Here is a 15,200-nt window from a genome sequence, read left to right on the forward strand (position 1 = left end):
ATTGAAACCATTGCCAGAAAACGTAGAGGATGGTAGACTGGTGTTGCGTTTTATTTTCCTCCTAGAGTATGTTGCAGCTTAGAAGAAAAGGGTTAAGCGACTATTTTTTTCTGGAGGTGATCGTAGAACATACAAATGAGTTTGCATAGCTTCTACTAAAGATGGATTGAGCATTGGACTTAAGAAGATGTGTGAAGTTTGTTCGTTCTTTTGAAGATCACCCATACCGAGGAGGAATTTGAAATGAAGAAATTAGGTCTTAGCTTATTGGCGCTTGTGATGATGCTCGCATTTGCTTCGTCAACTGTGTCAGCATCTACTTATACACAAACGGGTACTTATGCGCACAGCGGAGGCAATTTATATTTTGATTATCAATTTTATGATTCGCATGTTCACGGATTTTTCACTATAAGCGTTTATCGCGTAACCGCAAGCGGAGATGTACATGTAGGCTATTTTAGCGAAGAAGGCGGAAGACCGAATCATGATATGCATATCGGAACCAAATATTTAGGCAATCAGCCGGCGGGAACTTATAAATATGTTGCGACTGTTCCAAGCGCCTGGATGGGACCGTATATCAATTTCCACGGATAACGTTTAAGCTGGGACAAGCCTTGCCGATTTTCAAAATATAAAAAAGCCCCGACAGTCGGGGCTTTTTTATTTGTTCATTACGAGCATAGAATGGCTGGCTCGCTGTTATACCCATTTTTCTCCCCATGTTTGAATCGATTCAATGACAGGCTGGAGATCCCGGCCTTTTGGTGTCAGTTCGTATTCAATGCGCACGGGCATTTCTGGATAAACTTGACGGTTCACGATGCCAAGCGTTTCCAGTTCTTTCATCCGATCGGTCAACATTTTGTCGCTCATTTCAGGGATTTGCTCTTTAATATCTTTAAACCGTTTCGGCCCGCCGAGCAGTACCCGGATAATTCTACCCGTCCATTTCTTGCCTAACAAATCGGCCGCAGCCTCATATCTTGGGCACATTGTCGAATAATCCAACAGAATCACCCCGCTTTTTGTAGTACCATTGTAGCATATCCACAAACAAAAAGTAAGTGTGGAATGTTAGCCAATCCAGAATGGACTTGCATACGCTACAGTCTGATTGCGATTAAGCCGGCAAGCATAAAAAGAAAGGCGGCCCATTGAGGGGCGGATAACCGCTCTTTGTAAAGCGCAATCGAGCCGATGGCGACGATGAGGCTGTTGGTCGCAAAGATGGGAGCCGCCAAATTGGCTTGTCCGGTAGCGATGGCAACCGCATAAAGCTGCAGCCCCCCGTAAGAGAACAGGCCTGCGGCAAGTCCGAGCTTCCACCCTATAGCACGCGCTTCGCGGCTAACGGATCCTTTTGAAGGAAGCAAAAACCATAAGACGGAAAGCAAATAAGCGACGAACAGAATAGGAGCGCTGGAGAGGCCGAGTTCGTCGGTTACTTTCAGTCCTCCATTTCGCAGCGCAAACATGATAATCGCAAGCCCGACAAGTAGAAACCATCGCTTTTCTTTTACCGACAGCGGTTCTTTGCGTTTGTAGGCAATGAGAACAACAGAGAGCAGCAAGAGGGCAATGCCGATGGCTTGCACCAGCGACAAAGGCTCATGATACCAAAGAGTAGACATCGCGACGACGAGCACAATATTTAAATTAGTAAGAGGAGAGGTCAAACTTGCCGGTCCGTATTGCAATGCATTCATAAAAAGAGAATTGCCCCAAGCCGAGCCTGCCCCAATGATAAGGCCTGCCGCCCATACCCGCATATCCGCCAGCTCATGCAGGCTTCCTTCAATTCCGGCGTGAACGCCAAAGCCGGCTGCACCTGCGCTGTATAGTCCCAGCAGAAGCAAGCGTGTAGATCCGCCCCGCATTTGAGAAACTTTCATCCACCAGCCGGCCAGTCCAAACAAAATGGCACTGCCTATTGCCGTCCATAACCACACGTCTCTCCACGCTCCCGAAATTGTTACACAATTGAAATGTTCCTGTTACCCAGCTTTCACACGAGAGGGATATTATAATACACAAGACCCCCTTTTATATAACAACTTTGGACCTGCCCGTTGCAGGTCCCCTTTTTTTGCCCAAATACGGTCATTGAACCGCACGCAAAAAAGGAGAGACGGGTTAAAGTCCCTCCTTGCCGCATTAAAGTGAAACGACGACCGGCTTCCGTTGGCGAAAATACACCCACTGAGAAAACCCGATCTCTTTCAGCCGCCCCGCTACGAGCTCCCATTCATCGCCGACTCTGCCTGGCTTATGAGCATCCGACCCGAAAGTGACCTGCACTCCGAAATGGAGAGCTCTCTCCAAAATATCGTCAGACGGATACCAGCCGCCAACGTCTTTGGTGCTGCCGGAAGTGTTGATTTCAATGGCGACTCCGCATTCGGCAATCGTTTGGAGCGCCCGATCGATCGGCTCCGTGGCAGGAATATCAGAAAAGGCTGGGTAATACCCCTTCATCGCATCAATATGCCCCAAAATATCGAACATACCGCTCTTTGCAGATTGTCCAATCAGCTCATAATAGCTTGTCTTTTCTTCAATATGCTGCAATTCATTGAGATTTTTCCATCGATTGCGATTGAAAATGCTGACTCCGCCCACCTGATGAACGGAACCAATGATGTAGTCAAAAGGCACCCTTTGAAAGGCTTCACGGTAAGCCTGGACATGCTCCGGATAAAAGTCGGATTCAATCCCTAGCAGCACTTCGATTTGGCCGGCGTATTTTTCCTTTAGCCTTAACACTTCTTCGACGTAATTGGCAAAGTCGCTCCTAGCCATCGTAATGTTTGGCCATGGCTGATCCTGCTCATGGAAAAAATACGGGGAATGATCGGAAATGCCGATGGCTCCAAGGCCAGCTTTAATTCCGGCTTTAACATAGTCCTCGATGTTCCCATCCGCATGACCGCATCTGAAATGATGGGTATGTAAATCGAACTTCAACATGATCACTCCTACTCGCTGCTAATAAATTGATGCTGAGGCATGCCTTTTAGATCACTTAAAAACTGCTGCATCGCTGTATTTAAATATCGTCCCGATTTGTAGACGACACCGACCGGGTGGGTCGTATCCAGCTCATGGACTTTAATGATTTTAAGTGTTCCGAACTTTAACTCTGTTGGGATGGACAGCTTGGAAACGATAGCGACTCCAAGATCGATTTCCACCATCCTTTTTACTTCTTCGCTGCTCGACAGCTCCATTACGATATTGGGCTGAATGTTGTATTTGCGAAAAATCCCATCGACAAACCGTCTGCCCAGCGTATCGGGCGCAAGCATAATCATCGGCACATCCCGCAATTTATCGACGGTGGTATGCGTGAGATGGCTCATAGGATGATCGGGAGAAACAACGAGCTCGAATGTATCGTAATAAAGGACGGATGAGGCAATGTTCGGATTCTTCTCGGATAGATAGGTTATGCCAACATCGACAGAACCATTCTCGACGCTGGTCATGACTTGGGAGGAAGGCATCGTATGTATCGTAGTTTTAATTAATGGATATTGATTCTGAAAATAAGATAAGACCCGCGGCAAAATTTGAATGGCGATGGATGATGTCGTACCTAATAAAATATGGCCTTGAGGCGTATGATTTAAATCGTCGAGCTTTTGTTTCAATTCTTCCATTATAGAGAGTATGCGCTCCGCATGATCCAAAAACACTTGTCCATGATCGGTCAGCGTTACGGGCTGATTGCGATCGATTAGGACGGTTTTGAACTCGTCCTCCAAGCTTTTGATCTGTGCGGATACCGCTGGCTGCGTCAAGTTTAGGAGCTCTCCCGCTTTGCGAAAGCTCATCGTTTTTGAAATGGTTAGCAAGGTTTCCAGCTGGCTGAGATTCATATCCAGTATTCCCCCTTCCGACAATGGCATGACGGGACTTTACGCCATTAGCAACATTATATCTAAATATGCGCTACTCAGCAAAAAAAGGAAAGGCTTAGAGCCATTCCTTCTTTCGGAAAATATAAAGCATGCCGCATCCCAAAATAAGCATGATACCGAGCAAAATGTAAGCGCCGAACCGATAATGGAGGCCGGGGATATCGTCAAAGTTCATTCCGTAAATACCGGTCAGAAAGGTGAGCGGCATGAAAATAGTCGTTATAGCCGTAAACACGCGCATAATTTCGTTCGCACGGCTCGACAGGCTGGACTGATAGGCTTCGCGAAGGTTGCCCATGAGATCGCGGTACGTTTCAAATGACTCCGCAATTTTGAGCGAATTTTCGTAAACGTCGCTAAAATATTTTTGCAGCTGGTCGTCAATGAGTTTAAGTTCTTTTTTATTTAATGTAAAAATAACTTCTCTTTGCGGGCCGAGCACCTTTTTTACCCACAATATTTCCGCTCTTAGACCGATAATTTCATTAAGATGCGATTTTTTGGTGTGCATCAAAATGGCTTCTTCGAGCATCTCGATCCGATTGTCGATTCGATCGCCGACTGAAAAATAATTGTCGACAACAAGGTCGACTAAATGATACATAAACTGATCGGGACGTGTAACTTCCTGTTCCCAAAGAATTGGCTTCAAAGAACGAAGCTCGTTAATTTTTTGCTTGGTGACGGTAATGATATAATGCTTCCCTAAAAATATGTTAAGCGCACGCAGAAATATTTCCTCGTCGTCGAAACGGATGCTGTTGATTACGATAAAGTAGTGGCTTTCGTAAATTTCAATTTTGGGACGCTGCTCTTCTTCGTTCAAGCAGTCTTCCACGGCCAGATCGTGCATGCCGAACAGCGGCTGGAGCACCGTCAAATCGTCGACGTCCGCGTCGATCCAAAAGAAGCCTTCCGAAGGAGCGACTAGCGTCTCTTCAATATTATCCACCGTTGTAAATACACCATTTTTAACATGTCTGATTTTCATATGCAGAACTCCTCTCTTCGCTTGCAGGAGACTGCCGATCAGCATTATTCGCCGCGGGGCGCTTCATCAGTTTCTACGTATCCCGCTTAAGGAATGCAGGGAACGGAAGAAGATGCAGCCTAGGTGCGTGCCAACCGGCGTCCATATAGGGCTTTCATCGGGCCTCGGTGAGTCACCTTCCATGTCCTCATTCACTCCTTTTATGTCGAATAAATGTTAATTAAGTTCCAATCCTTGTCTAGTATACTCCTGCCGCCGCAGAACATTCAAGCGCAAAATAGCAGCAAGTCGCCCGGTTTAACAGCATATGCAAGATGGGTTCTTGACGGGACTAACAGAATGCATTAAAGTGAAGGTAATTAGAATGAAACAATTGAATAGACAACTTTCTTATCAAGAGCAGGCGGAGGGACTAGCCCGATGAAGCCCGGCAACCGGCATATGAAGCACGGTGCTAATTCTTGCGGAAACAGCAATGTTTCTGAGAGATGAGAGAGGCGGAACGCTTTTTTAACGAGCAGACGACCTTTTCTCACGCAGAAAGGGTCTTTTTTGTTGCCGACTTCTGATGACCACCATGCCAGTGACTACCATTCGTTTAGGAGTGATCAGAATGCCTATTAAAGTGCCCGACAACCTGCCCGCAAAAGAAATTTTGAGCAATGAAAATATTTTCGTAATGGACGAGAGCATCGCTTATCAACAAGATATCCGTCCGTTGCGAATCGCCATTCTTAATTTGATGCCTACGAAGGAAACGACGGAAACGCAGCTGCTTCGCCTAATCGGCAATACGCCGCTGCAAGTCGAGGTTGTGCTTCTTCATCCAAAAACACACACGTCGAAAAATACGTCCACCGATCATTTGGAGTCGTTTTATAAAACATTCGACGAAATCTCCCATCTTTATTTTGACGGCCTCATTATTACCGGTGCGCCTGTTGAGCATCTTCCTTTTGAAGAGGTGAACTATTGGGAAGAGCTGAAGGAAATTATGGATTGGAGCAAGCGTCACGTCACTTCGACCTTCCATATTTGTTGGGCTTCTCAAGCGGGCTTGTATCATCATTATGGAGTGCCTAAATACAATCTGGATTTTAAAGTGTTCGGCGTGTACCCTCATACGCTTGAAAAAAGGAATGTACAGCTGGTACGCGGATTCGATGAGCTGTTTTTTGTCCCGCAATCCCGTCATACCGAATTTCGGCGCGAAGACATCGATGCGGTGGAAGAGCTTGAAATTTTGTCGGAATCCCCGGATGCAGGGGTATACATTGTCGCATCTCGCGACGGCAAGCAAATTTTTGTAACGGGGCATTCGGAATACGATCCGACCTCTTTAAAGTTTGAATACGACAGGGATATAGCCAAAGGAATGGACATTGCGATTCCGAAAAATTATTTCCCAGGTGATAATCCTTCCTGTATGCCGCTGTCGACTTGGAGAGCCCATGCCAATCTGCTGTTCTCCAACTGGCTCAATTATTACGTGTATCAGCAAACGCCATATGATTTAGGCGCTGGCATCTAATATATATTCTAATAAGGGAGTTGCTTAAGTCAGATGAAAATCGAAAGTCAATTGGCTCAAATCGGATCCATCCAGGAGCCCGTAACGGGAGCGGTCAGCTTTCCTGTCTATCAGGCAACCGCGTTCCGCCATCCTAAGCTAGGACAAAGCACAGGCTTTGATTACGCCCGCACCAAAAGCCCGACAAGATCTGTGCTGGAAGAAGCGGCGGCTAAGCTTGAATCGGGCGATGCTGGTTTTGCTTGCAGTTCAGGGATGGCCGCTTTGCAAACGGTATTTTCTTTGTTCAGCCAAGGCGATCATCTTATCGTTTCACTTGATCTGTATGGCGGTACGTACAGACTGCTTGAAAGAATTATGTCGAGATTCGGCGTAACCGTTTCCTACGTTGACACGAATGACATCGACGGCATGACGGCACTCCTTCAATCCAATACAAAAGCGGTATTAATCGAAACGCCGACCAATCCGCTAATGATGATTACGGATTTAGAGGGCGTTTGCGGCTGGGCCAAGTCCAAAGGGCTGCTGGTCATTGTCGATAATACTCTTCTAACACCTTATTTGCAGCGTCCAATTGAATTTGGAGCCGATATCGTCGTACATAGCGCGACTAAATATTTGGGCGGCCATAACGATGTATTGGCGGGCTTAATCGTCACTAAAGGGGAGGAGCTGTCCCAGCAGATGGCTATTCTCCACAATTCCATCGGCGCAGTACTGGGGCCGCAAGATTCATGGCTGCTCATGAGAGGAATGAAAACTCTAGCTCTGAGAATGGAACGCCATGAATACAACGCAACCAAAATTGCGGAATATTTGCTCCAGCATTCGGCCGTTGAGGATGTCTATTACCCGGCTTTGCCGCATCATCCTGGCCATGATATTCAAAATAAGCAGTCTTCCGGCAATACAGGCATTTTCTCTTTCCGTTTGAAGGACGCCCGATATGTAGAACCAATTCTTCGCCACATCAAGCTAATCGCATTTGCGGAAAGCCTAGGCGGAGTGGAGTCGCTGATGACGTATCCGGCTGTGCAGACACATGCGGATATTCCGGAAGAAATTCGCAAGGCCATCGGTGTAGACGACCGCTTGCTCAGATTCTCCGTTGGCATTGAACATGTGGAGGATCTAATTGAAGATTTGGAGCAAGCGCTTGAAGCGGCGAAACAAGAAATTGAAGCGCAGTCTGGCGAGCTTATTAAGTAAGGACTAGGAGCACATGAGGGCATATCCGAATAGCGGGTGTGCCCTTTGTTTGGCGGGAAATGTATATCTACATATATATAGTGAGGGCAACTTTCGTTATTTTGCCATATTGCAATGATCCTGGTGGATGACGATCTTTTATGAACTATGTTAGGATGGAGTTATGAGGTAGTAACGATTGATAAGCTAAGGAGGTCTTGCGGATGAGCGCGATAGACCGGATATTGGATAAAGCATTGCGCGGAGAGCGCGTTGAGCTTGAAGAAGGAATGGAGCTGCTTGCTTCCGATCAAATTGAAAAAATGGGGCATACAGCAAACCAGCTTATGCTGAAACGGCATCCCGAGCCGATTACGACTTTTGTAGTGGGACGGAATGTCAATTATACGAACGTTTGCGACGTCTATTGCCGTTTCTGCGCATTTTATCGCGCGCCTGGCTCCAAAGAAGGATATGTGCTGGATGATGAAGTCATTTTAAATAAGATTCAGGAAACGGTTAATGTGGGCGGCACGGAAATATTGATGCAGGGTGGAACAAACCCTAATTTGCCGTTTACGTATTATTTGGATTTGCTGCGCAAAATCAAGGCGAGATTCCCGCACATTACGATGCATTCCTTCTCCCCGGCAGAAATTCAGAAAATGAAAGTTGTGTCTGACGGTTTGTCGCTGGACGAAGTGGTCGCGCAGCTTCATGAAGCGGGATTGGATTCATTGCCTGGCGGCGGGGCCGAAATATTGGACGACCGCACACGCAGGAAAATTAGCCGGATGAAAGGCTCATGGACCGATTGGATGGATGTCATGAATTCAGCTCATCGTCACGGCATGAATACGACAGCAACGATGGTATATGGACTGGGGGAGACGATTGAGGAGCGGGCGCTTCATATGGTTCGCATTAGAGACGAGCAAGATAAGGTGATCGCGAACGGCTATCCGACTCCGGGTTTCCTCGCTTTTATTTCGTGGCCTTTCCAGCCAGACAACACAAACTTGAAACTGGACAAAGCAAAGCCCGAAGAATATTTGCGCATAGTGGCGGCAAGCCGAATTATGCTGGACAATATTCGCAACTTCCAATCGTCGTGGGTAACGATGGGACCCGAAATGGGCAAGCTGTCGCTTTCCTACGGCTGCAACGATTTTGGAAGCACGATGATTGAAGAAAATGTCGTCTCCGCCGCGGGTACGACGCATAAGGTCAATATTGAACTTATTCTCCAATTGATACGCGAAGCGGGAAAAATACCGGCTCAGCGCGATACGAAATACAACATTTTGCGGATGTATCATGAAACGGATACAGCGGATCGCGATTTCGTCATGCAAAACTAGGAAATACTCTGTTGCAACTAGTATCTAAAATAGGTCTGAAAAGTCTTGGCGCCGCAAGGATATTTATCCTGCGGCGCTTTTATTTTTTTTATTCTTTTTAATTCAACAAAAAGCGAGATTTATTGTCTTAAAAAGAGTTACATCGTCCTATATAAGGGTTTTATCTAAATGATGTAATCTATGTTCAAAGTAATCATTTGATGGAGGGGTAAAATGAAGAGAAGACTAGCCGTTTTGATTTTGAGCATAGTGATGCTTCTTAGTTTTTCAAGCTCGACATTTGCGCTTATTGGAGTATGTGAAGAAACGGCTCCTTGTCAGCTTGCAGCTAATCCCGGAGCATCGAATCAAGCAACTGTGTACGGGCAATTAGATGAAGATTGGTATTATTACACAAACAACACGATATTGCCTAGATATGTTCATATCACTCTTATGGATCAGAATGTTAACAACCTTTTATTTGCATATCGAATCAATAATAACCCACAAATACAAGTAACAAGCCTGCCCAACTCTATACAAAAGTATAAATACAACATACTTCTCCCCTCAGGCAGTACCATCTATTTAAGAATTAAAAATGTATCTCTTCAGTATTCACAGCCGTACAAGATTTCGCTTATCTCGACTTTCGAGCGTGTCATGTAATATTAAGCAAAGCTATTATTTAGTCATTTAGGCAAGGTTTCAGATTGGCTTTGCAGACATTCGGCTCATGCCAAACCTTTCTTTGTATATACGCTCTCTTCGGGCCATATACTGTAACGGAAGGAAAGGGGTGAGAGCATGGATTTGTTTACAATTTCAATGCCTGAGCATCTTCAACATTCGATTGGCAAGCTGAATGCGCTGCTGACCGAACAAGCATGCGTTGATTTACATATCGCCGCGCAAAAGGATGGGGAAGCCGCCGATATTGAATACCGGCTGGCAGAACCTTTGGTCATCCAATGCAAGGCAAATTTGCCGAAATTTCAGCTGCTCACAGACGGGCCTGCCGTTTACCGGTCGGCGGCTAAAGCGATAGCTGAATATGTCGTAAGCGACCTGGAGGGCGAGCTGCTTTCGGCGATCATAAGAAAAAAATACCGGAATCATTCCGGGATGGACGCTTCTATCATCGAAAAGTATTGCCATGAGCTGCTGCACGGCAAGGAGTGGGAGGCGCTTGGCAGTAAATTTCACGAAGCCGACCGGGCGCGGAGAAAAAATAAAGTTTCCGAAGAAGTGGAACGTTATTTGGCGGAGCAGACGGAGCTGAACGTTGGCGGCTTATTAACATTCAGACTGTCCTCCTATCGCAAGGAGTTAACGGAAATCGTGGAATATGCGCTGGATGAGTATGTTTTGGATAAGCAGTATCAGGAGTTTATTTCTTTGCTGAAATATTTTGTCCAGCTTCAGGAATCAAAAGTTCCTCTTGTCCATCTGCTGCATAAGGGCGGGCATGAGTTTGCGCTTTATGACGGAAGCTTTCAAGCTCTTGAGCCAAAACCGCCGGCCGACCGGATTGTGGCGGAAATGCTGGAGACGGAAATGAATATTGAGGATATGGTAATCAGCTCTTTAATTTCCGTGTCGCCAAAGCAAATTCAAATCCATACAAGAAATCCCGAAATGCAAGTGATCCGCACCATCGAGACGATTTTTGACGGCCGGGTACATGTATGCTTGCAATGCTCTTCCTGCTCCAGCACGCTGGACGAATGGATTCAGCCATAGAGCTTGCAGGCCGGTTAGAGCTGGAACAGTTCTTGACCAAATGCCGCTTGCGGGTCTATAATAGTCGACATATACGATTGAAACAGCAATGACAAGTGACATGTATTCGTCATAGCGCTTGAGCAGAGAGAAGAACCTTGGCTGAAAGTTCTTTCCTGTCGCAGATGGATGTACCCCACTTGTAGCTGTACGGTTGAACCCGTTCTTACAGAGAATCGGTTGTAAGCCGTACCGGAAGTCTCCGTTATCAGATCATACAAGGACTGTTTCTTAAACGATATCGTTTGGGATACGGTCGAAGTAGGGTGGAACCACGAGCACAAGCACTCGTCCCTGTTGCGGGATGCGTGCTTTTTTTGTGCGTTTTCTAGGCTTTGCTTGCAATTGAAGAAGATCGGGAGGATGAATGGAAATGAGCATTAAAGTCACTTTTCCAGATGGCGCGGTAAGGGAATACGACGCCGGAACAACCATTGAAGATGTAGCGGGCTCTATTAGCCCAGGATTGAGAAAAAATGCGATCGCCGGCAAGCTGGACGGCAAGGTCGTGGACGTATACACGCCGATCGAAGCGGATTCGGCTATCGAAATCGTTACACTTGACGGAGCGGACGGGCTCGAAGTTTACCGTCACAGCACAGCGCATTTGCTGGCACAAGCTCTTAAACGTCTTTATGGAGGCGATGCCGTTAAACTAGGAATCGGTCCCGTTATTGAAGACGGCTTCTATTACGATATCGATATGGAGCAATCGCTTACGCCTGAGGATCTTTCTGCCATTGAGAAGGAAATGAACAAAATCGTAAACGAAAACGTGGATATTCGCCGCAAAGTGGTGAGCCGGGACGAAGCTCTCGCTTTGTTTGCAAACGATTATTTGAAGCTGGAACTGATTCGCGATCTTCCGGTAGATACCGAGCTGACTGTTTATGATCAAGGAGAATTTTTTGATCTTTGCCGCGGTCCTCATTTGCCTTCAACGAGCAAAATCAAAGCTTTTAAGCTGCTCAGCGTAGCGGGCGCCTACTGGAGAGGCGATTCCAAAAACAAAATGCTGCAGCGTATTTACGGAACGGCTTTCCCTAAGAAAGCTCAGCTAGATGAGCACTTGCATTTCCTTGAGGAAGCGAAAAAACGCGATCACCGTAAATTGGGCCGTGAGCTGAAAACATTTACTTTTTCCCGCGAGGTGGGTCAAGGGTTGCCGCTGTGGCTGCCTAACGGCGCCAAGCTCCGCAGAACGATGGAACGCTATATCGTCGACTTGGAAGAGCGTCTCGGCTATCAGCATGTTTACACTCCGGTACTTGCAAACGTAGAGCTGTACAAAATTTCGGGCCACTGGGAGCATTACAGCGAAGACATGTTCCCGACGATGGTTATGGACAATGAAGAGCTGGTTCTTCGCCCAATGAACTGTCCGCATCATATGATGGTGTTCAAAAGCGATATGAGAAGCTACCGCGACTTGCCTGTGCGTATTGCTGAGTTAGGTACAATGCACCGCTACGAAATGTCCGGGGCGCTGACAGGCCTTCACCGGGTTAGAGCGATGACTTTGAACGATGCGCATATTTTCTGCCGTCCAGATCAAATCAAAGAAGAATTTGCCCGCGTCGTCAACTTAATTCGCAAAGTATATGAAGATTTTGGTATTAAAGAATACCGTTTCCGTCTATCCTACCGCGATCCTAAAGATACAGAGAAATATTTCCAAAACGATGAAATGTGGGAAATGTCTCAACGCATGCTTAGAGAAGTTGTGGAAGAGCTGGAGCTGCCGTTTTTTGAGGCGGAAGGCGAAGCGGCGTTCTACGGTCCGAAGTTGGACGTGCAAATTAAAACGGCGCTTGGCAAAGAGGAAACATTGTCTACTGCGCAGCTCGATTTCTTGCTTCCTGAGCGATTCGAGCTGGAATATGTCGGAGAAGACGGCAAGAAACATCGTCCAGTCGTTATCCATAGAGGCATTATTAGTACGATGGAGCGTATGACCGCTTTCCTTCTAGAAAACTTTGCAGGAGCGCTGCCGCTTTGGCTGTCGCCTGTCCAAGCAAAAGTGATTCCAGTGTCGACAGCTTACGAAGCGTATGCCCGCCAAGTGACGGAGCAGCTTCAAGAAGCGGGCATTCGTGTAGAAGCCGATCTTCGCAACGAAAAGCTGGGCTACAAAATTCGCGAGGCGCAGCTTGAAAAAGTGCCGTATATGCTCGTTGTCGGCGAAAATGAAATGCAGGCCGGCGGTGTGTCCGTCCGTAAACGCGGCGATGGCGACCTCGGCGCAATGCCTGCTGCTGAACTTATCGCACTGTTGCAAAATGCGATTGCTTCAAAAGAATAGTAGTTAGCAGCGGCACCACAATTTACACGCATAAAGCTTGTACCATAGGGGCAATATTTCTCTGAGGAGGAGTTTGCCCACATGGTTACAAGCTTTTTTCTTTGTGCAAGGAAAACGATATTTGTATTTGTTGCATCGATAACAGCCGTATTTAGCGTACCGTCGGCACTCGGCGAGGCCGAAGCGGCTCTCCAATTGGAGCAGAAAGCGAAAAAACCGGCTCCGGCGCTCATTGAGGTCGTGGCGACAGGATATACGGCAGGAGTAGAGTCTACAGGCAAGCGGCCCGGACATCCCGGTTATGGAATTACTTATTCTGGCGTCAAAGTAAGACGGGATCAAGTGTCCACCATCGCCGCCGATCCCAAAATTTTCCCCATTGGAACCCTTCTGTTTATTCCCGGATATGGGTACGGGGTCGTTGCGGATACGGGCTCGGCTATTAAAGGGAATCGGATCGATCTCTATTTTGAAACCATTAAAGAAGTGTATTCCCAGTGGGGAAAGCGGAAAGTTAACGTACAAGTATTGAGGAAAGGAAACGGCAAGCTGACTCAGGCATGGTTGAACGATATCAACAAAGCGGTCGAGGCAGGCAGGCGCATTCCTGAGTCATATTTGGAGTCTTAATGTCTGCATAAGAAAAAGTATCGATGCCATACTAATGGGGACGGGGAGGTGAATGACATGACAAAAAACAAAAACAACAAAGCAGCTCAAAACAATAAGTACAACGCTGAATTCGCTGAAGAGTTCAACCAAAACAACGCGGCTAACAACCAAGCTGCTAACCAAAACGCTAACCAAGCGGTACAAAACAATCAAAACCAACAAAACCAACAATAACATTGATGTAAGCTACATCGATGCGATGAAAGAAAAGAGGAGACGCTTAGCGGCTCCTCTTTTCTTTTGTCATGGACTGAATTATAATGTAGCAGCAAATCCGTATTTTTACATATAGATCGGTCTAGAGGCGGAGGACAATTTCAATCGGTCGTCCCTTATGCTGAAAAAGAAAGATCGGGTATACTTGATTTATAATCATGATAGTGCATAAGGAGCTGTGCAGAATGAATGGAAACTTCGCAAGCCGTTTGTTGACCGGAGTTGTAATTATTTCGGTAGGCGTCGTTTTTTTACTTAGACAGATGGGATACGTCACCTTTGATATCGGAGATTTGTTTTCTACGTTTTGGCCATGTATTTTGATTTATTTCGGGGCTGTCCAATTGCTTGGCGGGCGGCGCAACGGCGGTTCAAGCTGGTGGGGCGGTTTGCTTATGCTCATCGGAATCGTGTTCCTCGGCAACAATTTGGAATTTTTCAGCTGGTCGATTGGCGATCTTATTCCATTTGCTATCCCTGTCGTCATTATTATTTTCGGATTGAAAATGATCTGGAGCCCGCGTTCCAAAAAGCAAGCTCCGCCGGATGATGATTGGAAGTCCTATCGTCCGTTTACGGATGACCGGGAGGTGCCGCCGGCTCCTCCGCTGCATCCAGACCCAACGGGAAAAAGCGGCGACATTGAGGATGAGAGAACAGAAAACGAAAGACCGCAGCAGAAGACTTCTGCCAAGACCGAATATTCATATGGGAAAAATGCTTCCTTTGACGGACATTCGAATCCAAACTCGAATTCAAATTCAAACGCCGGCTACGAAAAATGGAAAAAGAAAAAATCGCGCAGCGAGTGGGGAGCTTCCCATAAGGAGCATGTTGAATGGTGGAATCATAATGATTCTTCTTCCATCAACCGTTCCGGCTTTATCGGCGATATCCATATGGGTCATGACTATTGGGAGCTGAAGCCGCTAAATATTTCGCATTTTATCGGCGATACCGTGCTTGATCTGACCAAAGCGCAAATTCCGTTCGGCGAGACGAAAATCAACATCTCATCTTTTATAGGGGACGTTAAAGTTTATATTCCGAACGATTTTGAAATTGGCGTACAGGTTGTGACCAGCGCTTTGATCGGCGATGTTAAAATTTTGGGCCAGCATGAAGGCGGCATCTTTACGAATGTAAAGACACAGTCTCCTAGATATTCGGAAGCAGACAAAAAAATTAAGCTGATCGTCAGCACTTTCATCGGCGATACTCGCGTGATGAAGGTAGGGTGATCAGG

At 46.5% G+C, this 15,200-nt stretch carries 15 protein-coding genes and 1 riboswitch; of the genes, 10 read left to right on the forward strand and 5 right to left on the reverse strand.

Annotated elements, in window-relative coordinates:
- Positions 1 to 243: 243 nt before the first annotated feature.
- Positions 244 to 600: a hypothetical protein gene (locus ACFQZE_RS22440; protein ID WP_379361310.1), complete on the forward strand. Its 357-nt coding sequence runs from the start codon at positions 244 to 246 to the stop codon at positions 598 to 600.
- Positions 601 to 705: 105 nt separating this feature from the next.
- On the opposite strand, the gene ACFQZE_RS22445 is transcribed toward ACFQZE_RS22440, so the two are convergent.
- The 5 genes from ACFQZE_RS22445 to corA form a co-directional block, all read right to left on the reverse strand.
- Positions 706 to 1,014 carry a winged helix-turn-helix transcriptional regulator gene (locus ACFQZE_RS22445; protein ID WP_379361312.1) on the reverse strand — a complete coding sequence of 103 codons (309 nt, stop codon included), beginning with the start codon at positions 1,012 to 1,014 and terminating at the stop codon, positions 706 to 708.
- A gap of 95 nt (positions 1,015 to 1,109) precedes the next feature.
- A complete protein-coding gene (locus tag ACFQZE_RS22450; protein WP_379361314.1) occupies positions 1,110 to 1,955 on the reverse strand; it encodes an EamA family transporter in 846 nt (281 codons plus the stop codon).
- A 205-nt stretch (positions 1,956 to 2,160) separates the two neighbouring features.
- Positions 2,161 to 2,970 (reverse strand): histidinol-phosphatase, encoded by an 810-nt coding sequence (locus ACFQZE_RS22455; RefSeq protein ID WP_379361396.1) that lies wholly within the window; start codon positions 2,968 to 2,970, stop codon positions 2,161 to 2,163.
- Between the two features lie 11 nt (positions 2,971 to 2,981).
- Positions 2,982 to 3,884, reverse strand: a complete 903-nt coding sequence (locus ACFQZE_RS22460) for a LysR family transcriptional regulator (protein WP_379361317.1) — start codon at positions 3,882 to 3,884, stop codon at positions 2,982 to 2,984.
- A 97-nt stretch (positions 3,885 to 3,981) separates the two neighbouring features.
- On the reverse strand, positions 3,982 to 4,917 hold the full coding sequence (corA, locus tag ACFQZE_RS22465; RefSeq protein WP_379361319.1) for a magnesium/cobalt transporter CorA: 936 nt from the start codon (positions 4,915 to 4,917) through the stop codon (positions 3,982 to 3,984).
- Between the two features lie 387 nt (positions 4,918 to 5,304).
- Positions 5,305 to 5,412, forward strand: a riboswitch (SAM riboswitch).
- A gap of 118 nt (positions 5,413 to 5,530) precedes the next feature.
- Between corA and metA the strand changes: the two genes are divergently transcribed.
- The 9 genes from metA (at position 5,531) to liaF (ending at position 15,195) form a co-directional block, all read left to right on the forward strand.
- The gene (metA, locus tag ACFQZE_RS22470; protein WP_379361321.1) at positions 5,531 to 6,448 is read left to right on the forward strand and encodes a homoserine O-acetyltransferase MetA; all 918 of its coding nucleotides are present in this window, start codon (positions 5,531 to 5,533) and stop codon (positions 6,446 to 6,448) included.
- Positions 6,449 to 6,481: 33 nt separating this feature from the next.
- Entirely contained in the window at positions 6,482 to 7,660 is a 1,179-nt protein-coding gene (locus ACFQZE_RS22475) for an aminotransferase class I/II-fold pyridoxal phosphate-dependent enzyme (protein WP_379361323.1), read from the forward strand.
- A gap of 203 nt (positions 7,661 to 7,863) precedes the next feature.
- Positions 7,864 to 9,000: a cyclic dehypoxanthinyl futalosine synthase gene (gene mqnC, locus ACFQZE_RS22480; RefSeq protein WP_379361325.1), complete on the forward strand. Its 1,137-nt coding sequence runs from the start codon at positions 7,864 to 7,866 to the stop codon at positions 8,998 to 9,000.
- A 213-nt stretch (positions 9,001 to 9,213) separates the two neighbouring features.
- Positions 9,214 to 9,651 carry a hypothetical protein gene (locus ACFQZE_RS22485; protein WP_379361327.1) on the forward strand — a complete coding sequence of 146 codons (438 nt, stop codon included), beginning with the start codon at positions 9,214 to 9,216 and terminating at the stop codon, positions 9,649 to 9,651.
- Between the two features lie 138 nt (positions 9,652 to 9,789).
- The gene (locus ACFQZE_RS22490; RefSeq protein WP_379361329.1) at positions 9,790 to 10,725 is read left to right on the forward strand and encodes a putative sporulation protein YtxC; all 936 of its coding nucleotides are present in this window, start codon (positions 9,790 to 9,792) and stop codon (positions 10,723 to 10,725) included.
- A gap of 412 nt (positions 10,726 to 11,137) precedes the next feature.
- Positions 11,138 to 13,066, forward strand: a complete 1,929-nt coding sequence (thrS, locus tag ACFQZE_RS22495) for a threonine--tRNA ligase (protein ID WP_379361331.1) — start codon at positions 11,138 to 11,140, stop codon at positions 13,064 to 13,066.
- An 81-nt stretch (positions 13,067 to 13,147) separates the two neighbouring features.
- Positions 13,148 to 13,696 carry a 3D domain-containing protein gene (locus ACFQZE_RS22500; protein WP_379361333.1) on the forward strand — a complete coding sequence of 183 codons (549 nt, stop codon included), beginning with the start codon at positions 13,148 to 13,150 and terminating at the stop codon, positions 13,694 to 13,696.
- A 57-nt stretch (positions 13,697 to 13,753) separates the two neighbouring features.
- Positions 13,754 to 13,912 carry a hypothetical protein gene (locus tag ACFQZE_RS22505; protein WP_379361335.1) on the forward strand — a complete coding sequence of 53 codons (159 nt, stop codon included), beginning with the start codon at positions 13,754 to 13,756 and terminating at the stop codon, positions 13,910 to 13,912.
- Positions 13,913 to 14,139: 227 nt separating this feature from the next.
- The gene (gene liaF, locus ACFQZE_RS22510; RefSeq protein ID WP_379361337.1) at positions 14,140 to 15,195 is read left to right on the forward strand and encodes a cell wall-active antibiotics response protein LiaF; all 1,056 of its coding nucleotides are present in this window, start codon (positions 14,140 to 14,142) and stop codon (positions 15,193 to 15,195) included.
- Positions 15,196 to 15,200: the final 5 nt, after the last annotated feature.

Source organism: Paenibacillus sp. GCM10027627 (assembly GCF_042675505.1).
Taxonomy (GTDB): domain Bacteria; phylum Bacillota; class Bacilli; order Paenibacillales; family Paenibacillaceae; genus Pristimantibacillus.